A 22,033-nucleotide genomic window follows, 5' to 3' on the forward strand; every position below is an offset into this window, starting at 1 on the left:
GCCTTTTCCCTGGCGGTCACACGATTTAAGAGGCGGTATCATTGTCTACGGGTAATTTGGATTTCGAACAGTTCCGGGTCTTCCTGGAAAAGGCCTGTGGCATATTGCTCGGTGAAAACAAGCAGTACCTGGTATCCAGCCGTCTCAACAAACTGATGGAGCAGCAAGGCATCAAGTCCCTCGGGGAGTTGGTGCAACGGATCCAGGGCCAGCCACGCAGCGGGCTCAAGGAGATGGTGGTCGACGCCATGACCACCAACGAAACCTTGTGGTTTCGCGATACCTATCCGTTTGAAGTGCTCAAGAACAAGGTGCTGCCCGAGGCGATCAAGGCCGCTCCCGGCCAGCGCCTGCGCATCTGGTCGGCCGCCTGTTCGTCGGGACAGGAACCGTATTCGATTTCGATGGCCATCGATGAGTTCGAGCGGACCAACATGGGCCAGTTGAAGGCCGGGGCGCAAATCGTGGCCACGGATTTGTCCGGCACCATGCTCACCAACTGCAAGACCGGCGAGTACGACAGCCTGGCGCTGGGGCGCGGGTTGTCCCAGGAGCGCTTGCAGCGTTTCTTCGATCCCAAGGGAGCAGGGCGTTGGGCGGTCAAGGCGCCGATCAAGAGCCGGGTGGAGTTTCGTTCGTTCAACCTGCTGGACAGTTATGCCAGCCTGGGCAAGTTCGACATGGTGTTTTGCCGCAACGTGCTGATCTACTTCTCGGCCGAGGTGAAGAAAGACATTCTGTTGCGCATCCACGGCACCCTCAAGCGTGGCGGTTATCTGTTCCTGGGGGCTTCCGAGGCGCTGAACGGTTTGCCGGATCATTACCAGATGGTGCAGTGCAGTCCTGGAATCATTTACCAGGCCAAGTGACGAGTGCTTGGACAAAAAGGGAGGCCTGCACAGGCCTCCCTTTTTTTATGGCCGCAAAGCGGCAAGCCCTCATTGCCGCTTTACTGGCGTTTCGCGGAAACCCTTTGCCGCTTTTCTGGCATTGCCGCCGGCAATTCCCTCGCAAACCCTTGATTTACGGGGCTCAAGCAACTTGGCATGGCCCTTGCTAAATCCTTGTTACGAAAAGCAGGTCAGCCCCTAAAGGTTTCCGCCATGAGCATCAGCTTCGATAAAGCGCTCGGTATCCACGAACAAGCACTGGGCTTTCGCGCCCAGCGTGCCGAAGTCCTGGCCAACAACATCGCCAACGCCGACACCCCGAACTACAAGGCTCGGGACCTGGACTTCTCTGCCGTGCTCGCCGCCCAGCAAGACAAGACCAAGAACGGCACCTTCGCCCTGAACATGACCAACAGCCGTCATATCGAGGCGCAAGGCCTGGGCAATGGTGACGAGTCGCTGCTGTATCGCACGCCGATGCAACCGTCGATCGACCAGAACACCGTGGACGCCCAGTTGGAGCAATCGGCCTACGCCGAGAACTCAGTGAACTTCCAGGCCAGCTTCACCCTGCTCAACAGCAAATTCAAAGGGCTGATGTCAGCTTTGCGTGGAGAATAAGCCATGTCCCTCGCCAGTGTTTTCAATATTGCCGGTAGTGGCATGAGTGCGCAGACCACGCGCCTCAACACCGTCGCCAGTAACATCGCCAACGCCGAGACCGTGTCTTCGAGCATTGACCAGACCTACCGCGCCCGGCACCCGGTGTTCGCCACCATGTTCCAGGGCGGCCAGGGCGGCCAGAGTGGCAGCGGCGATTCGCTGTTCCAGAACCAGGATGCCGCAGGCCAGGGCGTGCAGGTGCTCGGTGTGGTCGAAGACCAGAGCAACCTCGAAGCCCGCTACGAGCCGAACCACCCTGCCGCGAACGAAAAAGGGTACGTGTACTACCCCAACGTCAACGTGGTCGAGGAAATGGCCGACATGATTTCCGCCAGCCGCTCGTTCCAGACCAACGCGGAAATGATGAACACCGCCAAAACCATGATGCAGAAGGTCCTGACCCTGGGTCAGTGATAAGGGGCGCCAAATAATGGCCATTGTTGATAACAGTTCGACGAACACGGCAGTCCAGGACCTTTTTAATTCCAAGGTCAAGACGGCGACAGATAACACCAGCGTCGGTGACGCCGCCAAGTCGGCGACGGGCAACCAGGCGATGGGCAAGGACGCGTTCCTGCAATTGCTGGTGACCCAGCTGAAAAACCAGGACCCGCTGTCGCCCCAGGACAATGGCGCGTTCGTCGCACAGTTGGCGCAGTTCAGCAGTCTGGAAGGCATCAACAACCTGAATGACTCGGTGAATGCGATTTCCAGCAACTTCAGCTCCTCCCAGGCGCTGCAGGCTTCGTCGCTGGTGGGGCGTTCGGTCATCACCCAGACCGACAAGGCGATGGTGGATACCAGCAAGAGCATGACCGGTTCCGTGGCGGTGACGGCGGCGACGGGCAACGTCTCCGTCAAGATCACCGACAAGGATGGCAACGTCGTTCGCACCATCGACATGGGCGCCCAGAGCGCTGGCAACTCCAGCTTCGTCTGGGACGGCAAGACCGATGCGGGTGAGACGGCGCCACCCGGCACCTACACCTTCAATGCCACCACCAAGAATGACAAGGGTGACTCGGTGGCCCTCGCCACGTCGCTGCCGGCAACGGTGACCAGCGTAACCCTGGGCACGAACGGCGCTGAAATGGTGCTGAACCTGGCAGGCGGCCTGGGCAGTATCAAGCTGTCGCAAATTCAGACTATCGGTACATAGAGCCGGCTAAATACGGCAAAAGGAGAGAACAATGTCTTTTAACATCGGCCTTAGCGGCCTCTATGCGGCCAACAAACAACTGGACGTGACGGGCAACAACATCGCCAACGTCGCGACCACCGGCTTCAAGTCGTCCCGTGCGGAATTCGCGGATATCTACGCGGCTTCCAAGCTGGGTACCGGCCAGAACAGCGTCGGCAACGGCGTGAACCTGGCGGCCGTGTCCCAGCAGTTCACCCAGGGTGACGTCAACAACAGCGGCGGCACGCTCGACATGGCGATCCAGGGCGGCGGCTTCTTCGTGCAGAAGGGCAGCGACGGTTCGCTGGAATACACCCGCAACGGTGCGTTCCGGGCCGACAAGGACGGCTACATCACCAACAACACCGGCACCTCGCGGCTGCAAGGCTACGCAGCGGATGCCGATGGCAACATCCAGAAGGGCGGCTTGACCGACCTGCAACTCAACCTGTCGTACCTGCCGCCGAAGGCTTCGAGCAAGGTGGATTCCACCAGTAACCTGAACTCCTCCGAGACGGCGATCGACCAGACGGCGCACCCGTTTGATCCGACCAAACCGGACAGCTTCACCACTCAATATTCCACCACGCTCTACGATACGCAGGGCAACGCGCATCCGATGGTGCAGTACCTGGTGAAGACCGACTCCAACACCTGGAAGTCCTACACCCTGATCGATGGGCGCAACCCTGACGGCTCGCCGATCAGCGGCACCGGTACTGACGTGAAAGCGCCAGTCGCCTCGACGCTGTCGTTTGACACCTCCGGCAAGCTGACCGGGATCGTTACCCCGCCAGCCACCGCTTCCAATACCACCCTGACCATTTCCGACTGGAAGCCGGGCGGCCTGGTCAATGGTGTCTGGACGCCTAACGGTGCGGCCGCCAACGCAGACGGCGTTGCCGTCAACATGGGGAACATCACCCAGTACAACTCCGCCACCTACCGCAACCCGCCGACCACCGATGGCTACGCCACCGGGCAAATCACCGGGCTGAAAATCGACGGCAGCGGCGTACTGTTCGCCACGTTCAGCAACCAGCAGAGCAAGGCCATCGGCCAGATCTCCCTGGCCAGCTTCAACAACGAGCAGGGCCTGCAGCCAGCCGGCGGCACCACCTGGAAAGAAACCTTCGCGTCGGGCCAGCCGGGTTTTGATACCCCGCAAGTCGGCACCCTGGGTTCGATCGTGGCCAACTCCCTGGAGAACTCCAACGTCAACCTGACCAACGAGCTGGTGGACCTGATCAAGGCCCAGAGCAACTATCAGGCGAACGCCAAGACCATCTCTACCCAAAGCACCATCATGCAGACCATCATTCAGATGACCTGATGTTGTCGCTTTAACTCGCTTTACCGAAAAGCCCCTCGCGTGAGGGGCTTTTTTTTGGGGGGCGTCACAGGCGGATACACGGCTGTCGGAACGGTGCAAGGCCAGCCGGGCGATATCTGGAGCGGATTCAGTCAAGGCCCTGGCGGCAACTGCATCACTGTTTCAGCGATAAAAGCCGCCATGATGCACGTCGGCCAGAAGCCCACCGATGTTTTCAAGGAGGTGAAATACGTGCGCGAATCGCGACGGTGTTGTTCCAGGCAAAAGAAAACCCCCGATACGCCGTAGGCCTATCGGGGGTTTTTCAACCTTGGGTGGTTAGACCCAGGGTGTGCTCAGCTTATTGGCAGAGTAGCCAGCTAGGATGTGTATACTTTTCTGAAGCCGCTGTAAGCCGTGGCATACAGCGATTTTCTCGCGGTTCTGACGTTTGCTATCGTATACATTAGAGGGTTTTTTGGCATTTCTATGATCGAAAGTATACGAAAATCGATTTGGGGGGCGTGGCATTATTTTTTTACGTTCTGAGTCTATGGCCGTTTGCCAGACATCGGGAAGCCCGTCAGCTCCGAGCATCGGTTCATCGCCCTTCGATTTTGCCCTGTGTTGTCATTGGGCTTTGCTGTAAGCCGTCACAACTCCGCATCCCAAGCGTCCATCGCCCCGATGAGAGTGTGGAACCACTGAAGCTCATGGCCCCGCAAGGCCGTAGCAATTTTCCGATTTGTATCGGCGTCAAACCACGGCGGGAGACTATCCATATCGCCCGAAAATAGGCTGGCCGTCATGACGGTGTACTCACCGGTTTTTATAGATTGAAGGCATGCGTACCTTACTGCCTCTCCGCTGGCGAGCCGACGCCAAGCAACAACATCAATGCAGTCCAAGACATTTACTGGAGTTCCTCCAGTAGAGCCAGAATCGTGGCTCCCCTGAATGGCGGACGGCCAACCGTGAGTTCCCGGCTTGTGGACAAGATGCTTGAGTTGCTCACGCGATGTAATTATTTGATCCCGGATCTCTTCTGGATCTATAGAAATCACACCACCGGCGTTTACTGAAAGAGTCTTAAACTTGTTCGCTGCCGTGATAAAATTTTGCTCACGCGCCTTTTCGCAATCAGGGCGTCGGTCGGGATTGATGAAATTCCATAACTTTGAAATTAGCTTCAATGACACGCGTCCCGCTGACATAGTGGTTTGCCCGAATATAGAGTTCTGGAAAGCTGGCATGATTCGCCAATCATAATAGAGATATAGTAAAAATTACCGGCTGCTGAATTCTCGAACCACTCAGCTATATTGAATTCGGGTATCAGATTGGTCATTTCCTTACCACCTCAGATTACATGTGCCAAGAACTCAATTGCGTCGTATGGATCAGAAAAGCCGGTGAGTGTGGCTCCATAAGTTCGAGTTACCTCTAATGTTCTCTCGGATGCCTCATAATATAAGGAGACCTTGACCTTATCCAATATCAATTTCTGATCACCTACCAATTTTTCTGTCTTTGCCACCGCATCTGATCTAGATTCAACTGCAACTTTGAATGCTGAGTCACCATCAAGGTTCACGAGTGCAGTCTGGGTTTTCACTGGTTTCAGCGTTGTAATTCTCTCTAGCTTGTCAAGCTTTTTAAACCAGTCGTAGACGTCGAGCTTAGCGCCTTCGAAAGCGAAGGGCTTAGGGAGTACGCGTCTTAGAGTCGTAGTAAAGCCTTTCATGCTTTGCGGAGGGGACTCGGCTATTATCTCGTAAAGATTCAACTCTTTTTCACGAATATAAAACCTGAAGCTGAGATATTGAATGACGGTATTCTGAAGGGAATTCCCATATACATCTGTCAAATCACTGATCAAGGTATTTTGTTCATGATACTTGGCGCTGAGCATTTTTTGGACGGGAGCTATTAGCTCCACGCCAGACCCAAAGTCGGGATCAAACGGCGCTGCCGACATCAGGTTGTTCAGCTCGTCCATTGTCGCATTTATATGCAGTAAAAAAATCTTGAACCTTATAGTTCGCATCTTTATTTACCTTTGGTTAGTGCTGCCAATGTAGACTCCGCCGCCTTTACAATAAGCTTTTTAATACGTTCCTCGTCCACTGGATTGGCTTTGACCCTTGCACCATATTCGCCTACCGATTGGTATCGCATGACACCTTTGACGATGTAGGAAAAGTCCGCACACTCAGATTGTCTGCCGAACTGTGACTCCAGGACGTAAACATCAGAATCAAACTGGTTTTCGTCCACGGCATGCCACAATATCTTCCAAATATAGAAACCATTCTCCTCAAGGCTGAGAAGTTGTTCCGACTCAAGCACTCCTTGACCACGTAATTGAGCTTTCGATATTCGAGTGATTGCCTTGGTCTCTTTGATCTCAGGCTCATCGCCGTCTAGGGAGTCAAATTCATCCTCCAGCATATCGTCATCGATATCTTTGACTGGGTTATATGTAGCAACGTCAATTACATCGAGAACTTTTATTTTGGGAAGGGCATGTATCATTTGCCGGAAAAATTTACTCCTCAAGCTTGAGTCCGGGAAGGATGCTAGAGAAATATCTACCACGCTAACCTTTTCATCGGTAAGAGCCTCTATCTGACTTTGCAGTGCGGCTGAAACAACCTTGAACTTATCGTTCATAGGCCCCGTAACCTTCCAACCATCAGCCGTAGGTTCAAACTTTATCTGCGCATCTTTCTGCACTACTTGCCTAAACTCTGACTGCCCGTAATCCGTTTTTGTATATCGCACTGTACACAGTATCGCGTCACCTTCGACCCAATAATCAACACTATCTTGATGCTTGTCCTCTAGCATCTCTTTTGTAGACTCAAGAGATTCAAGTAGCTTCTGTTTGCTTAAAGCGACCTTAAGGTCGATATTTGTTGTCCGCTCTCTAGCACTGTGAGCACCAATGAGTATCGAAAGTTTTTGAAAATCAGCATAATCATGAAAAAAGCTACTGAATTTTCTAGCCAGGGATTCTTTGTCTGTGTCAGGAGAAATAATAATTCCCCGCGATAAGAATAGCTCTCGCAAGTGAGCAATTGTCACTTTTCGTTGGGTTAATGCATCGAACATGGCCTTATCTGAAGCGTAGTAAAGACTACCAATTTTCATGGTCGATCCCATCCGATGTGTTCGGCTTTGTAATTGTGCACCGCCATAGTAACTATCTGGAGGTCAATCCTTTCTAGTATGTTTCGACGATGTTCATCTTCGTTCCATTCACGAACATAATTCGCGATAGCTGACCGATAGTTGCTTATTAATTTGTCGCTGGAATCCTTGCAGATTATTCGAATTCTAATTTTCTTTTCTTTGTCGCCATTCAATATCTGGAACCTAGAGAGTGCGTCAAACAAGTACATGAATTCATATTCGCTCGCTCCACTACGCCGGTAGTAGATAACATACCCTTCACCAAACGTTTTTATCTTGTGTCCGTCATCATCTATGTCGTGAGCTTCGCCATGATGAATGATCAGATATGGAGACGCTATCATTTCCATCGTTGCTGGCCTGGCCCAGTAGTCACCTGCTGCCTTATGCAAGGTCATTTCTGGATACAAAAAAGTATACTTCCTTCGTGGGAAGGTGCCGTTTGCTACCAAGCTGTTTATATCCTGCCTAAGAGTCGCTATATAGTTAATCAGGGCTGGCTCGACGATGTGAAGCTGCTGCCCCTCTTTGACATGGAGGTTGTCCGACTTCAAATCTTTAAAGTGATCATAAAAATTTCGATCATATTGATCGTCATGATTGAATACGAAAAGCATTCCGCTTATTATTTTTTTCTCGCCACGAATAAGGAGGTAGCGATCTCGCCAGTCCGGGCTGATATAGGCGCAGTCTATTGATTTCGCCAAGCTCACCAGTGCTTTTCTGATCTCTGTGGTACCGATACTGCCCTTAGCGTAGCTTTTTAGGTCTGTATGCATATAAACAGTTTTATTGGCATACGGATCAAAGTACCGGAATACAACATCGGTAGGGTGATGGTGGTCTCCCGACTTCCCTTTAGCATGGATTTCTTTTTGAACGCAGAGATAGTTCAGGTTCGAAGGCCCGACAATCTCCCACTTGAAGAACGAGAAAAGATCATCCGAAATCTTCTCTGCTATCCTTCCAATATTTACTAATTCCCCACCCGACATATCACGTCAGCCTCTTATAGTTTTAAATAGCCAGATAAATTTATGATCGCTATCGAGTCATGAAGACACAAGAGAGTCAATCACTCCTATGATTGCCAGATGAACAACCCGATTAGAAGCATCTCATGCGCTGTGCGAGAAAGTGCAATGGAACTGTAATGATGAGAATGGTCTCGATCTGCCATGGCAGCTATTTTGTAGTTCATGAGAGCTCCGCTCAGAAGAATAGCTACGGTTATTCCAAGGCTTAGACTTCCCTGGAAAATACCTCCTAATTTAAATGAGCCGCTGCACGCATATCGCGTGGGGGTCAAACCGTCCATATGCGAATCCATTCAATTGCACCTAATGAACCTTGGTGATGGCCCAATAATAGCTTCAAGATGTTGAGCTGTAATCCTTATTCGTCGGATTTCCATCGCATCGTGGTGTGGAGGCCTGCTTTGATATCGAAAGTCAGCAGTGACGCCCTTGCCAAATCATTCGCGATCCATGGCCCAACGTAATGAGCCCAAATGGGAGCATTAAGCCTAAAAATGGTGGTTAATGTCCCGTTTTGGGGACACTAACTCTCGCGTCCCATTAGGGACATATTTTCATCGCTCGGCTTTAATTCGGGAATTTATTCTTCGAATCGCCAGTTTCATGACAAGTCCAGCGCAAATTAGCTATCGACATGAATTGCCTGATCGCCAGCGCTCCCCGTTCATTTCTGGCTTTGGAGCCTGGCAAGGTCAAAGCTGCCTCAACCCTGGCACGACTTGCTTCGTACATTGCATATGCGTTGAACTCTGAGTCAAGCAGCACCAAGAGCACACTATCGAAGGGTTGCCGTAGATCAATTGCGCCCATGCGGCCCGTAATCTTTAGCGGGTTCACGATACAGCGGCCCTTGATCTGGATTCTCGCGATGCCATCTTCCAGCGTCTCTGTAGCGTCGTAACCGGCCTGCCTTGCAGGATGGAGTAGTAGACCGAGTCTCAAAGCAGCTTCGTACTCTGCTACCTCGCCGGTCACGCCCAGCGGCTTTCCGGTCAGACGATAGAATCTACGCGCGAGCACCTTGGCTTCTTTCAGAATTTCCAGGATTTCATCCTGTATCAATGCAGCCTGGTGAGGTTCTTGGCCATGACTGAGTTCAGTCATCTGCAAACGCCTCGAGCGCAGCGAGCAGCTTGGCTAGCTCAGCAAGGTTGGCAGTGACGATGTCATATTCTCCTCGACTGCTCACCCACCATAGCGGTCTATTCAGAACGCACCTTAGAGTAAATGGCCTCGGCACGGAAAATTTGCTGACGGCTATGCCGCCTTTGGGTACCTATCTTAACGGCTCGCGGCTCAGACCAACACGGTACCGCTAGCGCTTCAGGAAGCGCTAGCGGTACCGTGTTAGGGCAGCGCCTCGGTCTGATAGGTCACACCCTTCACCAAGTGAACTGAAACGTTCTCCGGCGATGTACCCAGACTGAACTCTGGCATCTGATCAGGATGGCGTATTTGAGCGGATGTGGTCTTGTCGAACAGTACGTAGTTGATTCCGCCATCACTGCGCTGGACAGAACGAAAAGCGATTCCATCAAATCCATGGGCTGAGTAGCGAATGCATTCAGCGAGCGCTTGGGTCATTACATAATCCGTATCGCTTGCTCTAACAGGCCGTGCGATCAAATCATGCAGATAGCCCAGGAGCAGCCTTCTGTCGGCTCTATTACTGAAGCTTGGACTGAACAGGCTGAGAGGGGAATGCTCAAGAGTCCTGAGTGCCGTGAAGTCGAAGAACTTAAGGTTTTCTGTGGATACAAATTCTGCAACGACGACCTGATCTCCAATTGACGGTCGCACCTCGGCAATACAGGTCTGAGAGTCTCCCGCGACGTACATCAATGGAATTCCCGCTGCACTCATCCGATTGTTAGCAGCACGCTCTCTCGGCGGCGCACCTAATTCCTTTTCCGGATCACCCTGAAAGCGTATGACCTCACTCAAGTTCTGCGCGACACGGGCACGATAGAACAAGGAGCCTGCTGGAACCATTTTGACCGCTGACGGCAGCTCGCTAAGCTCATCCTTTCTCGATCCCATTGCTTCGCGGATCAGCGAGTTGAAAAACACTTTGGCTTTATCGTTGAAGAATCGCTGACCGTGGGTCAGCTCATAAGAAACTGCGTGCCAATCGCCTTCGGCCCACCATCGTTCGTGCTCTTCAGAGTCAAATTTGCTCGGTGCCAGGCTGTACTCTTGCCCTGGGGAGTAGAATTCATCCTCGTCGACTTCGTGATCAACCAGCAGCTCAGCTATCGCGGAGCACACAGCATCAGACTCGCATCTGATCGCCTTACCTACGATTGTTGGCAGGCTCATTTCGTAGCCTGGATGGAGCCCATAGTCGACGATAAAGTATTCCTGGAGGCGGCCTCGAATTATTGAGGCAATTTCGACCGGCGTCTGCGCCTCTTCGACAACCTTCCCGCAACCGCTGCATGTGCGAGGTTTCATAAGTCCTGTGGCGAGGTTCCTGATCCAATCATCTTGTACGCACGAAGTGCATACGAACATGGAGTTCTCATTTTCCATGCCAAGCCAGATCTCACTCAGAATCGTATCGGTACTGCTGGGAGCCATTGTTCCTGCCTCTCAAAGGGAGCGAATGATTAGCTCAGGTGGCAGAGTTGAGCCGTTGCCGTAATCATTTCCAGTTTCAGCGAGATGTCCATTCAATTCGAGTAGCTGCCGGGACTTCATGCACCTCAACCTGTGCCTCAGCCAGCGGCTTTGCGACCTCCCCTACGAGCTTTCTATCGATGATCAATCGATCAATCCGCTCGAGAGCGAAAACCTGAAACAAAGCGCGCTTGCCCATCTTCGAAGAGTCCGCGATGACTGTAAGGTATCGCGTGCGAGCGATCATTGCCCTGGTGATCTCTGGCTCTTCTATTCAGAAGTCGAAAGCGCCGTCCGCACTCAACGCACCGATGGTCACAACAGCGTGCTCGGCGTTGAAACGAGCAATCTGCTCCATTGCCAAAGCCCCCGTGTTCTGAGCCGACTCAGGACGGTATTCTCCTCCGATCATGGATACCCGGTTGCCACTTGCCCCCATGCTCTCGGTAATCATGAGGGAGTTCGTAATCACCGTTATCCAGCTGAACTTGGCCAGCTCCCGAGCAAAAAATAAAGTCGTAGTACCGGTATCAATGAGGATGCTGTCCACTAAGGGGTAGAGACCTGCCGCGTAACGGGCCATCATCCGTTTTTCGGCAGAGAACTCGTTCATCCGGGTCTGGAGCGCGTTTTCATGTTCGCCACGAGGCGGCAGGATGGCCGCAGGCGTGAGAATGCAAGCCCGTTAGGGTCAAGACCCGCAACAGTGGGGCTTGGTTCACGACAGCCGGCCCTCGAAGAGGGCACGCCCGACCAACAACAATTATCATGACTCTACTGGAGGCGATCAGGCGTTGGCATATACCTATCACCCGCAATACGCATGAACTCACGCAGGCTACGGCGCCCGACGTCCCGCCTGAACGTCGCAATGACGTACTTCGAGTTGACCGTATTGATCACCCAAAACCTACCTTCCTTCGTAACGGACTGAATGTCCGATGTCCGAATCAGCCTACCATCTGCAAATCGTTGGTACGGCCCAGGGCAAATGTGACTGAACACCACGCCAACGGCACTGCACGCATGAATATGGACATTCACCAAGTAGGCCGTGACCAGCCCGTCGTAGTCTTGATTCACTGCTTTGGCTATGCGAAGGAGGTCTAAGTCCGAGTAGCGCTTTTCGTGTAAATCGACTGCAACAGTATTGATGTCTTCCATGGCTACACAGCCTCCGACGCTGAGGCTACGTCAGTGGTCTCAGAACGGCGCCGATATAGCACCCTGACCCCAACCAAGGCATCGACATCCAGGTCGCGTTGATGGGTATTGACGTACACATCACCACTCTCGACCTGCAAAACACAGATTGGCACTTCTGCCCGGTTGAACCCCATGGAAAGTGATTTCAGCTTTTCCATCTTCCAGCCTGACCCGTTGTTCATCCATGCAGGGGTAACGACCTGGACATCTTGAATGACCATGCTCTCGTCTTGGGAGACCAGCAGCTCTACCAAGCGAGGCTCATCGTTCAGCATCTCTTCATAAGCTACGAATCGCCCCTCATGCCGGCGCTTGAGGCTCACGTGATACCAATGGGTAACCAAGGATCGCGACATGGCGTGAAAGTGAGCGAGACCGTCCCCGAACATTCCCACCGGGCCGGCCTGGTCTTGCATGCTAATCCTGAACATCGTGTATCTCGTGTTGAGCAGGCCCGCGAAGTGGGCCTGCGATTAACATAAGCCAAATATTGTCTTCAGCGAGGCAGTCATCTCGCGCCCTTTTCCCACGAGCACGTACACCGTGTTTCGCGTCTCGAACAGGCAAACACCGTCGAACGATTTACACAGGGTCGAGCGCACCCAGCCCCCTGGTGGAAACCGGCCATGACCGTCATGGATGACGCAATGGGCATACATGAACATCGGCTCCAGACCAGTAGCTCTTACTTTCGCGAGCGACTCTGGGGACTCGTCGACGTGGAAGATGACCCAGTCCTCGACGGTGCAAAAAGGCTTACGACCGAAGCGCCCCGCGACCAATACTTCCACTTCTGCATGAGACAGCGATGTGCCAGCAGAGGAGGTTTCCCCTTCCCGCAGCAGCTCGAGCTCAGAAGAATTAGTCATAAATTGATGATCCTCTTGGCGACAAAGAAAATAGGGCTCTGCGCACGTACAGATCGCAAAGGTGGCGCGCCTTTAGTTCCATCGCAATGACTATATACATTTGTGTGGAACTCATCAAACGGGGCATACCGTCTCCTTTTGGGGAGAGGTGCGCTGGATGTCTTTGCGGAAGGCATATGCGGCAACGCTACAGTGGCTGAGGGTTCGACATGGGTTGTCGCAAGCAGACCTCCAGCATCAGACTGACCAAGCACACATAAGCCGCTTGGAAGCATCGACGACATCGGCAACCGTCGATCTCAGTGCCGACTTAGCTAAAGCGCTAGGCCTAATGCCACTCTCCTTTCTCACACTGGTGGCCGCAGCCGATGAAGGTAAGACCGCGCGCTCAGTTCTGAATGACACAATGAAAGAACTCATGCAGCTTGGTGTTCTTGATGAGCAGCTACCTGCCGAACCCCAAACGCTCACTACACCCCAGAGAATCGCTGCCGCAGAAAGACTCAAAGCGGTGCGCGATCTTAAGGCGGCAGGTCTTTCTCAAGCGGAGGTTTGCCGGCAATTAGAACTGCCCAAGAGCACAGTTAACCGGCTGTGGTACGTCGGCGGTTGACCGTGCTCAGGTCTCAAACTCAAGAATATCAGCGGCTTGCCTTGCAACGAGAACGACGTTCCGATCAATAGGTTCTGATCCCTGATCGGGTCGCTCAAGATATGGAGACTCAGGAATCCCCTGTCGGTAATGCTTTAGGACGTACATCGCCCGCTTTCGCTTGCCACGAAGGGAAATGAATCCTTGATCCTTGGAAACCGTCTCCGCGACCCTTTTCATCTCACCGTTCAGTCTTGCCTGGTCTAGAGATGACGCCATTTCCTCAGCCTCATCCGCAGCCTGCTCAAATCTGTCGAGTGCCTCTGTGAAGTCCTGGTAGTCACCTACCTCACAGGCCATCGCGACTAATAACGCCCCGCTGGTAAAGAAACACTGAAGGTGAGAGTAATCAGGACAGGATTTTCGAACCCTAGCCATGACTTCCGCTTCCGTGGACAAAAACTCCTGTCGGAGCTTATCCGCCTCAGCCTGGACGTCTGTGATTTCGGAAACCAGATCGGCGAGTTGTTCCTCCAAAAGGCTATGCTCGCGATAAATGAATACCACAGCAGGCTTGAGGCTCTCGCACGCTTTGATGAAGGCTTCGCGATCTAGCATGGCGACTGCAGAAGAGCCTGTAGAGACAGAAGTACATTCAGTGACCTGGGTCGGTATCGTGACCAAAGCCGTCATCAACATTTCAAGGCAAGTCTCTATCGACTCCTCGACTCGCAAATAGCTATTCACTTCCATTTGAGTTCCTATTCACAGCCCTGCCACCGGCACAGACTTACCAAAAGTTTTGATCTGCTCAAGATCGGAGGCGTCGAGATCGAACCACTCACCCTCAAGGCGCTTTGCTTGATAAGTGATGTGGAAGCTTCGCTCTGCATGACTGTAATCATCAAACCAGGCGTAATGTTCAAGGCTTATGGGAAAGGGGAGCTTGACCTCAAAGAGCCGAGTGCGAGCTTTCAGGTGAATTGTTTTGCCGATCTTGAAACCCAGCTTAGATCGAATGACATAGACGTATCCACCTGTCGGCGAATTCGAGGGACGACTCACACCTTTTACGGGCGGTGGTGGTGCAGGGATGTCGAATCCAGCGATGTCTGGAAAATATTCGGCATGTAGATCTGGAAGACCGTACCGGTTGACCACGTCAGGAGCGAAAGCAAACCAGTGTTTGGCTTGCACCCAGTAACGTCTTCCATTCGAGCTGGGCCGAAGCGTGACATCAGCCTCGCGCCACAGAATTTTTGCACGGACTGACTCTCGATCAACCGTCATGACGATGCCAAATGCCCTCACATTACCAACCTGGGCTCTCGCGTCCCAACCGGCCAGCACAATGCAGTCCTTGGGACGCACCTGCAGAATCAGGCCGGCCAAATCGGAATCAACTTGCACGTCGTGCTTCACGGGCATAACAAGTTTCTGGGGATCAAACCGATAAAATTTCATACAAGCTTCCTTGCAATGACTACTGGGCTGCCGCGATAACGTACTCTCTGAGGCTCATTAGGCGTCGAAACTGTGCTCAGCATAGATCAGAGCCATTTTTCGATGTCTCCGCAAAAAGGACACCGTGACCTCAACCTGAGATCACGCTTTCTCGCACAGTAGCCCGAGCCAGAAAACCACTTACTGGTTGCCGGTAGTCCACCTAGATTCGTAAAGTTCTACACCATGGACTGGCCAACGTGAGGAGACGATATGGATGAGGAATCGCTACCGATGCTCGACCCGGAGCTTGAGGCCATCCAGTGGCCGGCTGACTTCTCCGGCCAGCAGCTGTTTATCCAGGGTGAGGATTGGCAGTACAACGCGATGCTGAACTGGTCTCACTTTCGTGCCGACCTCTATGCTTTTGCATACAAAGATGCCGCCGACGGTCTTGTAGAGGCGATGGCGAATCGTCAGGTGCCATTGGACAGCGGCATTTATCCTTTGCTTTTTCTGTACCGCCATTCCTTGGAGTTGCAGTTCAAGCTGATGCTAAAGAGTGCTCGCGCTCTGACAGGCAAAGAGCCCAAGAACTACGATAAGCATCCGTTGATGCCTCTGTGGTCGGAGTTGCGGCATCTGCTCAAGGACTTGGGGCTAGAGCGCTCTGACGTCAACGCTACTGCTGTTCACGAATTCATTCGCCAGTTGGACAACGTCGACCCAGACTCGATGGCGTTTCGGTATGCGACGACCAACAGTGGTAAAGACCATCTCCCAGACGTTACGCATATCAACATCCGGCACTTGCGCGAGGTGCTCAACAGCGTCTTCGTTTGGCTAAACGGCACATACAGCTGGATTGGGGAGATGGAGCAGGGCCAGTCTTTCGACTGATCACGCTAGGTGTCATGCCCAGCGGTTCCCCTTCATACTGAGCATACTTTCTGGACAAGGTCTTACGCCAGACATCACCACCCATGGCTACGACCTAGTCCGTTTTAAATGGTTTGAAAAGTTTTTCGGGCGCTAGGTACAGCCTTCCGCGAGTCCGTGAGAACGCAACATAAAGCTTGTTTTTTGTCTGTGGGGGGAGCGCGGCGAGCGAGGACGTCTGATAGATCTTCCAGTGAGTAGTACCCAGCACAACGCACACATCGTTGTAGTGATCCAAACCCTTACTGGCGCCCCAGTTGTTAGACAGGCACCCGTACTTGTAATGCTCCTGATAGAACAGCTTCACCACGTTGCCATCGGCGTGTACGGCGTTAGCATCCACTTGATTGGCCAGAGGAATGATTTCGGTTTCGTAGGTATGCTGTGACTGCATATCAATCTGCAGATGTGTTCGAATAAAATCACATACGGTGACGCCACACCTCCAGCTTCGGCTCAGTGTTTCCTTGTCGACAGTCACACCCGCCTTTTGAAAAAGCTTTTCGTATTTCCCAATGTCGGCGTGTAGCGAGCTGTTCACGTTTCCATCACGACTGGTGTCGAACGTATGCTGGTAGAAGTCACCTACAAATAGCATTTCAACCTTGGCTTTCGCTAATGCCATTAGCAGGTTGAAATCATGACCTGCTAGGTCTTGAACTTCGTCGACATAAAACTCATCGTAAAAGCGCTCCATTCGCGCCATCACGTCAGGAATTGCATTAACGGTCTCTAGGAGCTTTGCGAGGCGATTGTGGTAAACGCTGCCGCTTGTAGTGGCGTAATACGCCATATTGTCCCGTTTGAGCTTTAACGTACGGGCGTGCGGAGCTCGAAAGCTGATTCCCCGCGTCTGCATATGCACTTGCAGCAGAGGGCGATAGCAGAAGCTATAAAGGAACGTGAAATAACTCAGCAGGTTGATGTTTTTTGGGACATGGCCAAACCGTTTGATGATGCTATCGCGCAAATGGCGATAGTTGTTCTCCGTGTAGGTGATTATCAGTGCGCGCTTTTCTAGGCTCAGACGCTTCACTAGCAGGGTGGTCTTCCCTGACCCTGCGACGGCGAACATCACTCGTTTATCCATTGGATTGCCTCCGCGATGTAGGCAGGAACGGTGAGCTCGCCTGGCTTTCCCTTGAGCAGTTCAAACGCGGCTTCTGCCTTGTTTGCCAGCATGTATTCCAAGGGGGAGAGGGTTTTTCGTCCTGGGCCGAAGACGGTCTTGCAGGTTTCCTCGTTGTCGTTGTGCAACCCTATTTCGAAGGTTGAACGGTTATTGTCTTTGTCGGCAAAGACTTTGGCATTATCCGAAGCGAAGTCGACGTAGTTTTCTACGCAGTTTTTCTGATAATCCTTGTCATTGTCTCGTATGGCTGCGACTCGAATTCCGAGCAGGTTAGCGAGCTCCATGTACCTTTTGAAGCTGGTGCCCCCAATAGAGATTATGTGAACGTCATCGACATGCGGTAGACGCCCATTTGTACATTGCTTATAGAACTCTTCCACCAGGATAAATTCAGCATCACCTTCAACCAATATCACCTTCTTCGAGAGCGCGAACTCCAGGACGTTGTTGTCCGGGGCCTTCATGAAGAATTCTGCGGTGTCAGGTGATAGGGCTTTAAGTGAGCCAGCAGCTGCATTCGGGCCGATCAAAAGGGCATGCCGAAGATCAAGCCTTGAGCAGATATGGCTGCTGTGGGTTGCAATGAAAAGCTGGGTGCTCTCGTTCTCCGCTAGCTTGGCGACAAGTGCTTTCATGGAGGAATGGCTGAGGTGGTTCTCAGGCTCCTCCAAGAGCATTACATCCAAGCCGCCTTGCTTGTGCTTGCTCAGCGCAAATTCAGTCTTGATAAAGCACTGCCTTCCTTTGCCGTGGTTCTCAAGCGGAATATTGTCTTCCGTGATGATTAGGTCAGTTTCCAGGTTCGACCGGACGCTACTCCGTACGTCAAACTGATACGCGGGTAGGTCAGCGTTGAGCGCTGCGAGATGTTGTCCTGTAAAAGCCTGCTTGCCTTGGCGGTACAGGTTTTCAAGTTTATAGCGGTCTTCAACGGGGGCGTTGAAAGCGTAAACGGCTCGGGTGTATTCACGAGACGCGTGATCGCCATCAATACGTGAACCGTCTAGCATCATGTGCTTAATGGGGCGGTTGAATGCTGCGTAGGGCCTGCCGGCGAACGTTTCAAACCGCACCGCATAATATTCGAATGGGAAGTTTGGTTGATCATCAGCCAAGATGGCTTGCACCGCTTCGCCATACTCGGCCATCACCGCAAGGATCATGCGCACGCCGTCAGTCTGGCGCTGGTGGGAGTTGTTGGTTCCATACAGGCCTTCGTCGTCACCTTCCTCTAGGAAAACGTCGACTATCAGCTCAGGTAGTTTCTCCAGGCTTTTCTCCCCAGCAAGGAAAGTGTTCACCGAATCCTTGTTGAGCAGTGCTTCTGCACCCAGAGCTTCAATGCGGTTGCGACTCCCGCCGAGCGCTAGGTCTAGAGCGAGCAAAATGCTGCTTTTCCCTGCCTCATTGTTGCCAATCAGCACGGTCTTGCCAGGCTCGAAGTCGAGCGTCAGAGATTTGAATTTTTTGAAATTCTGAATTACCACTTTCCTTATGGTGTGCATGTCTAGCCCTGAGCTGAGAAAGTCAAAATGAGAGAAAACTGCCTAACTTATAGGGTCAGGTTCGTCACGGCTCCACAAAACAGAGCCGGACTATTTGCAACAAACCTATAGCCACCAGATGGCCTCGTATAGCAGTTTCTCTTGCCCGTAGATACAGCTGGGACGGATGGCGACGTTTGAGACTGTCGCCTGCTTCCAACGACCCAGAGCCTTACTGCGAAGCTGTGGAGGAGAGTGATTTTGGAGGTCTAGTCAGGAAGGGCGTCCTGCGTATCAGTTGTGATGACTAATCACCTCTGCCTCTTTTAACCGACGTGGGGCTAAAGAGAGTCCTTGTAGTCCTCAAGCTCTTGGAGGAAGTGATCCGCAAGATCGTCGTCTGAGGCTGAACCACTGTGTTTAAGAATGGTGCTCGCGTTTTTGATCGGGTATGGGCCAGGCTTGCTTATTGTTGTTGGGATCGAAGTGGTTGTCACAGCGAATTCGCGTACGAGGTCGCTCTCAATGGCAGCGGGCGTGGCACTCGATGTGGCGACGGAAAAGATATGGATGTTATGACGACTCAGGAAAGCCGCAGCCCTGTTCAACGATATGAACAGGCGCACGTGCTGACGCTGGGCGTGCAGTATGTGAGTGACACCACTGTGATAAACCTTCATGACAAATCCATCAGATTGCTCGACTAGCTGAACCCTGGCACCAGGGATGGCCAGATGAAAAGGCAGCTGCAACGCCGTAACTGGGATCATTCGTTCACCCTCCGGAAAAATGAGTTAATCATTTTTAATACTTTGAACGTCAGAATGTCAATTCTGATTGAAATAGTTAGATGTCAGATGAACTGATGGATTTGAGCGTAGAAGCCCAATAAACCAATAAAAATAGGCATTCGCTCAGTTGAGTAGTCAATCCGCCTATATCTAGATACGCTGTTTGAAAGATCGTACTTTCGAACCACTAATTCTCGAAGGAGTGGTTTCCAGATGAACGACATGATCTTGATGATTCAGCAGGCACTGACGGCAGACCCGCTGAACCTTGCCTTGTGCATTGCCCTTGTACTTAGCTTCGCTTTGTTGAGGAGGTCGAAATGAAGATGAGCTGGGCCAAGATGCCAAATCGCTGGGCAATGGCCGGGGGGTTACGAGAGTTCAAGCACAGGGACGCTCGAAATATGGTTAGCGCGCTGCATACGAATGCTTCGATTGCTTCGCTCAAAACCTACATAGCTATTTGCACCCGCGCAGACTTTCGTTCAGGTCTCGTGAAGACCACTTATGAAGAACTTGGAATTTTGCTGGGGCATTCCCGGCTGGTGATCGCCAGGTCTTTGCGAATTCTTCTGGCCAATGGGCTCATCCGGAGCGACAGCTCAAAGGCTCGTGACGGCTCGCTGCTTTACGTCTGCCGTTGGCTTGAGGATGAAGGCTACGCAAAGATTCCGAAGAGCTGGCTCTACCGCGTAAGAGGAAAAGAGGGTGATGCTCCTGCGGTTAGCAGAAAACACCTTTTCAAGCTCCGAGCTTTCAAGCTCAACAGCTTGCTGTCCCTAATGGCACTGAAAATCTACATCCTGCTTCTCGCTCTTCGGAACAAAGATCGTCGTTCTGAAGCAGATTTAACAGGGCGCGATGGGCTTACAATCGTCAGCTACGACAGGATTATGGATCTGACAGGTGTGCCTCGGTCGGCCATCAGCCCGGCCATTACTCTTTTGTTGGAGATGAATCTCATATCCTTCCGCTCAGGCAGCTTCACCGTCTCGGACGATCAGGACTTTGACCGGACTAATCGCTATTTGATCAAGGGGCTGGGGTTGCGCTGGGTGCCACTGACAGAACCTCAATCGAATAGCCAACTAACTGTAAGTCCTGCAAGTCAGGGCGGGTGATTGTGCTTGCCACACCCCCTCCTTCACTCACCATCGGCAACCGGAAATCAGCTTGAAGCAATGCGTAAGAGGGCTGCTGGCGATGCCTGGTTTACCTGCAAATAGAACGGCTCGTTTGCGAGTTCAACCAGATTTCAGCTTTCTCCGATTTTGCACGATTGCAGATCTTCGGCATCCCATTAGTAATAAGGTCTACCAACCGTTTTTTATCATTTGACGCCGGAAACCACTCGTCAATTTCAACGCTGCAATGTTTCGTTTCGCTGAGTGCCCATTTCGCAATCATGTCGGCTACGGCTCGGTAGTGATCAGCCATAAAGAGTTTTCGCCCCCCTTCCGACCAACCACGCTGAAACAGTTGGTCAGTTACGTCAGTTACGCCCGCATCGCCAAAAAAGTCGGTGGTATCTGGATAATGAATGCCCGCCAACGATACCTTGACGACCCCAGCCTCCCGGTCGAAATACGACAGAAAATGCCACCCGCCCGTCGTGCTTTCAGGATGTGGAAAATTGATCGCAGCTTTGCCGGTAATGTAGTGCTCACGTGACACACGCTTGAGATCAAAATCAAATAGTGGCTGCCTCATGGGAGCTTGCTGAGACGCGCTAAGCCTTGTTTTATGTGGCCCGCGTTTTCGCCAATTGTGTAGAGCGCGCCACGAACGTTGGCGCCGACTTCGGCATGTCCCTGGGCTTCCACCTGAAGGGTCAGTTCCATGAGCGCAGCTTCGAGAGCGAGTTGGTTTTGGTACATCCTTTCCAAAACATCTGACAGCGAGTATTCACCGGGCATCTACATGGACTCCTTTATTACGACGCAGCATAGCTCAGAGATGAGTCAGCAAGTGTCTTACGGGTAGCTCCCGGTGCTCAGCAACTTTGAACTAATCATGACGACCACGCCCCTAACCCTGTGCAGATAGCCGCTAGCTCAGGTCAACCCTGAGCATCCTATTTACATACAAAGGTTTGGTGAATCATGAAGAGCGAACAGGTAGAAGGCGTTGTAGAAAAGGTTGCCGGCAAAGCGCAGAGCGCAGTCGGGAAACTGTTTGGTGATTCGAAGCTTGAAGCCGAAGGTGCGGGACGCCAGGCTGCCGGTCAGTTGACCCAAACCTATGGCGATGCACTGGACAGTGTGTCTACGTTCGTCAAAGAGAAGCCGGTTGCTGCACTTGCAATTGGTGCAGTAGCCCTGCTGGTACTAGACCGTCTCCTGCGCCGCTGAAGGTGGGAGGAAAAGCCTTGAGTTGCTTCTCCCGAAATCGTCTCTCGTACTCTCCAGGGCTATCTCTGAAGGGTGCGAGGGCTATAGGGATACCCTGGAGAGCACTTTATGAGCGTCCCGTCCCTCAGTAGTCTCGAAGTGTTTGATTTGCAAGCTGGCACAGCAATGAGCTCGAAGGACAGAGATGCCGGCTAGACGCTTGGTCGGTTTTTATTGATCCGCCGTACCGGATTTATCAGAGGCCGGGCCTCCATTGAAGCTAAAATCGGTGGTGCCGTTGGTGATCCATTCGACCAGCTTTTCCTTGTGTGTGTAAGCCACCACTCCACG

General features: G+C 52.3%; 25 protein-coding genes and 1 pseudogene. 9 read left to right on the forward strand and 17 right to left on the reverse strand.

The genetic code is table 11. From position 1 onward, the window contains the following. Positions 1-41 precede the first annotated feature (41 nt). The 5 genes from cheR (at position 42) to flgE (ending at position 4,066) form a co-directional block, all read left to right on the forward strand. Positions 42-869: a protein-glutamate O-methyltransferase CheR gene (gene cheR / locus HX807_RS07125; RefSeq protein ID WP_003214248.1), complete on the forward strand. Its 828-nt coding sequence runs from the start codon at positions 42-44 to the stop codon at positions 867-869. Between the two features lie 234 nt (positions 870-1,103). Beyond that, positions 1,104-1,511 carry a flagellar basal body rod protein FlgB gene (flgB, locus tag HX807_RS07130; protein WP_003214246.1) on the forward strand — a complete coding sequence of 136 codons (408 nt, stop codon included), beginning with the start codon at positions 1,104-1,106 and terminating at the stop codon, positions 1,509-1,511. A 3-nt stretch (positions 1,512-1,514) separates the two neighbouring features. Beyond that, positions 1,515-1,967, forward strand: coding sequence for a flagellar basal body rod protein FlgC (gene flgC, locus HX807_RS07135; protein ID WP_003214244.1), 453 nt, complete (start codon positions 1,515-1,517; stop codon positions 1,965-1,967). A gap of 16 nt (positions 1,968-1,983) precedes the next feature. Then, positions 1,984-2,712: a flagellar hook assembly protein FlgD gene (flgD, locus tag HX807_RS07140; RefSeq protein ID WP_003214242.1), complete on the forward strand. Its 729-nt coding sequence runs from the start codon at positions 1,984-1,986 to the stop codon at positions 2,710-2,712. A gap of 31 nt (positions 2,713-2,743) precedes the next feature. Continuing rightward, the gene (flgE, locus tag HX807_RS07145) at positions 2,744-4,066 is read left to right on the forward strand and encodes a flagellar hook protein FlgE (RefSeq protein ID WP_177049601.1); all 1,323 of its coding nucleotides are present in this window, start codon (positions 2,744-2,746) and stop codon (positions 4,064-4,066) included. A 632-nt stretch (positions 4,067-4,698) separates the two neighbouring features. On the opposite strand, the gene HX807_RS07150 is transcribed toward flgE, so the two are convergent. The 10 genes and pseudogenes from HX807_RS07150 to HX807_RS07190 all read right to left on the reverse strand — a co-directional run bounded on the left by HX807_RS07150 (position 4,699) and on the right by HX807_RS07190 (position 12,971). Continuing rightward, entirely contained in the window at positions 4,699-5,298 is a 600-nt protein-coding gene (locus tag HX807_RS07150) for a hypothetical protein (RefSeq protein ID WP_256349371.1), read from the reverse strand. A 107-nt stretch (positions 5,299-5,405) separates the two neighbouring features. Continuing rightward, on the reverse strand, positions 5,406-6,044 hold the full coding sequence (locus HX807_RS07155) for a hypothetical protein (RefSeq protein ID WP_177049603.1): 639 nt from the start codon (positions 6,042-6,044) through the stop codon (positions 5,406-5,408). 50 nt (positions 6,045-6,094) lie between these two features. Further along, on the reverse strand, positions 6,095-7,198 hold the full coding sequence (locus HX807_RS07160; protein WP_177049605.1) for a hypothetical protein: 1,104 nt from the start codon (positions 7,196-7,198) through the stop codon (positions 6,095-6,097). Next, positions 7,195-8,235 (reverse strand): hypothetical protein, encoded by a 1,041-nt coding sequence (locus HX807_RS07165; RefSeq protein WP_177049607.1) that lies wholly within the window; start codon positions 8,233-8,235, stop codon positions 7,195-7,197. The genes HX807_RS07160 and HX807_RS07165 overlap by 4 nt, the downstream gene beginning before the upstream one ends. Positions 8,236-8,844: 609 nt before the next feature. Further along, positions 8,845-9,381, reverse strand: a complete 537-nt coding sequence (locus HX807_RS07170; RefSeq protein ID WP_177049609.1) for a hypothetical protein — start codon at positions 9,379-9,381, stop codon at positions 8,845-8,847. A 243-nt stretch (positions 9,382-9,624) separates the two neighbouring features. After that, entirely contained in the window at positions 9,625-10,857 is a 1,233-nt protein-coding gene (locus HX807_RS07175; RefSeq protein ID WP_070994339.1) for an RES family NAD+ phosphorylase, read from the reverse strand. Positions 10,858-10,933: 76 nt separating this feature from the next. Beyond that, positions 10,934-11,509, reverse strand: a pseudogene (locus HX807_RS07180) (DeoR/GlpR family DNA-binding transcription regulator). A gap of 161 nt (positions 11,510-11,670) precedes the next feature. Beyond that, positions 11,671-12,060 (reverse strand): hypothetical protein, encoded by a 390-nt coding sequence (locus tag HX807_RS31610; RefSeq protein WP_122318046.1) that lies wholly within the window; start codon positions 12,058-12,060, stop codon positions 11,671-11,673. 2 nt (positions 12,061-12,062) lie between these two features. Next, positions 12,063-12,533: a hypothetical protein gene (locus HX807_RS07185; protein ID WP_070994341.1), complete on the reverse strand. Its 471-nt coding sequence runs from the start codon at positions 12,531-12,533 to the stop codon at positions 12,063-12,065. 42 nt (positions 12,534-12,575) lie between these two features. Continuing rightward, the gene (locus tag HX807_RS07190) at positions 12,576-12,971 is read right to left on the reverse strand and encodes a hypothetical protein (RefSeq protein ID WP_177049611.1); all 396 of its coding nucleotides are present in this window, start codon (positions 12,969-12,971) and stop codon (positions 12,576-12,578) included. A 157-nt stretch (positions 12,972-13,128) separates the two neighbouring features. Between HX807_RS07190 and HX807_RS07195 the strand changes: the two genes are divergently transcribed. Then, positions 13,129-13,584: a helix-turn-helix domain-containing protein gene (locus tag HX807_RS07195; RefSeq protein WP_057723456.1), complete on the forward strand. Its 456-nt coding sequence runs from the start codon at positions 13,129-13,131 to the stop codon at positions 13,582-13,584. A 6-nt stretch (positions 13,585-13,590) separates the two neighbouring features. On the opposite strand, the gene HX807_RS07200 is transcribed toward HX807_RS07195, so the two are convergent. Together HX807_RS07200 and HX807_RS07205 are read right to left on the reverse strand one after the other, a co-directional pair. Next, positions 13,591-14,316 (reverse strand): hypothetical protein, encoded by a 726-nt coding sequence (locus HX807_RS07200; RefSeq protein WP_177049613.1) that lies wholly within the window; start codon positions 14,314-14,316, stop codon positions 13,591-13,593. Positions 14,317-14,328: 12 nt separating this feature from the next. After that, positions 14,329-15,027 carry a GIY-YIG nuclease family protein gene (locus HX807_RS07205; protein WP_177049615.1) on the reverse strand — a complete coding sequence of 233 codons (699 nt, stop codon included), beginning with the start codon at positions 15,025-15,027 and terminating at the stop codon, positions 14,329-14,331. Between the two features lie 252 nt (positions 15,028-15,279). Between HX807_RS07205 and HX807_RS07210 the strand changes: the two genes are divergently transcribed. After that, a complete protein-coding gene (locus tag HX807_RS07210; RefSeq protein WP_225936818.1) occupies positions 15,280-15,906 on the forward strand; it encodes a hypothetical protein in 627 nt (208 codons plus the stop codon). A gap of 94 nt (positions 15,907-16,000) precedes the next feature. Here the strand turns inward: HX807_RS07210 and HX807_RS07215 are convergent, their stop codons facing one another. From HX807_RS07215 to HX807_RS07225, 3 genes are all read right to left on the reverse strand, one after another. Further along, positions 16,001-17,035 (reverse strand): AAA family ATPase, encoded by a 1,035-nt coding sequence (locus HX807_RS07215; protein ID WP_070994344.1) that lies wholly within the window; start codon positions 17,033-17,035, stop codon positions 16,001-16,003. Next, a complete protein-coding gene (locus HX807_RS07220) occupies positions 17,020-18,582 on the reverse strand; it encodes an ATP-dependent endonuclease (RefSeq protein ID WP_177049617.1) in 1,563 nt (520 codons plus the stop codon). Before HX807_RS07220 ends, HX807_RS07215 begins: the two co-directional genes overlap by 16 nt. A 320-nt stretch (positions 18,583-18,902) precedes the next feature. Further along, positions 18,903-19,331 carry a hypothetical protein gene (locus HX807_RS07225; protein WP_070994346.1) on the reverse strand — a complete coding sequence of 143 codons (429 nt, stop codon included), beginning with the start codon at positions 19,329-19,331 and terminating at the stop codon, positions 18,903-18,905. A 341-nt stretch (positions 19,332-19,672) separates the two neighbouring features. Between HX807_RS07225 and HX807_RS07230 the strand changes: the two genes are divergently transcribed. Then, entirely contained in the window at positions 19,673-20,473 is an 801-nt protein-coding gene (locus tag HX807_RS07230) for a hypothetical protein (RefSeq protein ID WP_003395009.1), read from the forward strand. A gap of 91 nt (positions 20,474-20,564) precedes the next feature. Here HX807_RS07230 and HX807_RS07235 read toward each other — a convergent pair whose 3' ends face one another. Together HX807_RS07235 and HX807_RS07240 are read right to left on the reverse strand one after the other, a co-directional pair. After that, complete coding sequence (locus HX807_RS07235) at positions 20,565-21,062, reverse strand: hypothetical protein (RefSeq protein ID WP_070994348.1); 498 nt, start codon at positions 21,060-21,062, stop codon at positions 20,565-20,567. Next, positions 21,059-21,268, reverse strand: coding sequence for a hypothetical protein (locus HX807_RS07240; RefSeq protein WP_177049619.1), 210 nt, complete (start codon positions 21,266-21,268; stop codon positions 21,059-21,061). The genes HX807_RS07235 and HX807_RS07240 overlap by 4 nt, the downstream gene beginning before the upstream one ends. 186 nt (positions 21,269-21,454) lie before the next feature. On the opposite strand from HX807_RS07240, the gene HX807_RS07245 reads away from it, so the two are divergent. Continuing rightward, positions 21,455-21,703, forward strand: a complete 249-nt coding sequence (locus HX807_RS07245) for a CsbD family protein (protein WP_057009840.1) — start codon at positions 21,455-21,457, stop codon at positions 21,701-21,703. The last annotated feature ends 330 nt before the right edge of the window (positions 21,704-22,033 follow it).

This window comes from Pseudomonas sp. D8002, assembly GCF_013385695.1.
Lineage (GTDB): Bacteria > Pseudomonadota > Gammaproteobacteria > Pseudomonadales > Pseudomonadaceae > Aquipseudomonas.

What these genes read in the sequence shown, in the direction of transcription:
- flgB (WP_003214246.1), top strand. Translation starts at nt 1,104, where the DNA reads ATGAGCATCAGCTTCGATAAAGCGCTCGGTATCCACGAACAAGCACTG.
- flgC (WP_003214244.1), top strand. Translation starts at nt 1,515, where the DNA reads ATGTCCCTCGCCAGTGTTTTCAATATTGCCGGTAGTGGCATGAGTGCG.
- flgD (WP_003214242.1), top strand. Translation starts at nt 1,984, where the DNA reads ATGGCCATTGTTGATAACAGTTCGACGAACACGGCAGTCCAGGACCTT.
- flgE (WP_177049601.1), top strand. Translation starts at nt 2,744, where the DNA reads ATGTCTTTTAACATCGGCCTTAGCGGCCTCTATGCGGCCAACAAACAA.
- HX807_RS07150 (WP_256349371.1), bottom strand. Translation starts at nt 5,298, where the DNA reads ATGCCAGCTTTCCAGAACTCTATATTCGGGCAAACCACTATGTCAGCG.
- HX807_RS07155 (WP_177049603.1), bottom strand. Translation starts at nt 6,044, where the DNA reads ATGGACGAGCTGAACAACCTGATGTCGGCAGCGCCGTTTGATCCCGAC.
- HX807_RS07160 (WP_177049605.1), bottom strand. Translation starts at nt 7,198, where the DNA reads ATGAAAATTGGTAGTCTTTACTACGCTTCAGATAAGGCCATGTTCGAT.
- HX807_RS07165 (WP_177049607.1), bottom strand. Translation starts at nt 8,235, where the DNA reads ATGTCGGGTGGGGAATTAGTAAATATTGGAAGGATAGCAGAGAAGATT.
- HX807_RS07170 (WP_177049609.1), bottom strand. Translation starts at nt 9,381, where the DNA reads ATGACTGAACTCAGTCATGGCCAAGAACCTCACCAGGCTGCATTGATA.
- HX807_RS07175 (WP_070994339.1), bottom strand. Translation starts at nt 10,857, where the DNA reads ATGGCTCCCAGCAGTACCGATACGATTCTGAGTGAGATCTGGCTTGGC.
- HX807_RS31610 (WP_122318046.1), bottom strand. Translation starts at nt 12,060, where the DNA reads ATGGAAGACATCAATACTGTTGCAGTCGATTTACACGAAAAGCGCTAC.
- HX807_RS07185 (WP_070994341.1), bottom strand. Translation starts at nt 12,533, where the DNA reads ATGTTCAGGATTAGCATGCAAGACCAGGCCGGCCCGGTGGGAATGTTC.
- HX807_RS07190 (WP_177049611.1), bottom strand. Translation starts at nt 12,971, where the DNA reads ATGACTAATTCTTCTGAGCTCGAGCTGCTGCGGGAAGGGGAAACCTCC.
- HX807_RS07195 (WP_057723456.1), top strand. Translation starts at nt 13,129, where the DNA reads ATGTCTTTGCGGAAGGCATATGCGGCAACGCTACAGTGGCTGAGGGTT.
- HX807_RS07200 (WP_177049613.1), bottom strand. Translation starts at nt 14,316, where the DNA reads ATGGAAGTGAATAGCTATTTGCGAGTCGAGGAGTCGATAGAGACTTGC.
- HX807_RS07205 (WP_177049615.1), bottom strand. Translation starts at nt 15,027, where the DNA reads ATGAAATTTTATCGGTTTGATCCCCAGAAACTTGTTATGCCCGTGAAG.
- HX807_RS07210 (WP_225936818.1), top strand. Translation starts at nt 15,280, where the DNA reads ATGGATGAGGAATCGCTACCGATGCTCGACCCGGAGCTTGAGGCCATC.
- HX807_RS07215 (WP_070994344.1), bottom strand. Translation starts at nt 17,035, where the DNA reads ATGGATAAACGAGTGATGTTCGCCGTCGCAGGGTCAGGGAAGACCACC.
- HX807_RS07220 (WP_177049617.1), bottom strand. Translation starts at nt 18,582, where the DNA reads ATGCACACCATAAGGAAAGTGGTAATTCAGAATTTCAAAAAATTCAAA.
- HX807_RS07225 (WP_070994346.1), bottom strand. Translation starts at nt 19,331, where the DNA reads ATGATCCCAGTTACGGCGTTGCAGCTGCCTTTTCATCTGGCCATCCCT.
- HX807_RS07230 (WP_003395009.1), top strand. Translation starts at nt 19,673, where the DNA reads ATGAAGATGAGCTGGGCCAAGATGCCAAATCGCTGGGCAATGGCCGGG.
- HX807_RS07235 (WP_070994348.1), bottom strand. Translation starts at nt 21,062, where the DNA reads ATGAGGCAGCCACTATTTGATTTTGATCTCAAGCGTGTGTCACGTGAG.
- HX807_RS07240 (WP_177049619.1), bottom strand. Translation starts at nt 21,268, where the DNA reads ATGCCCGGTGAATACTCGCTGTCAGATGTTTTGGAAAGGATGTACCAA.
- HX807_RS07245 (WP_057009840.1), top strand. Translation starts at nt 21,455, where the DNA reads ATGAAGAGCGAACAGGTAGAAGGCGTTGTAGAAAAGGTTGCCGGCAAA.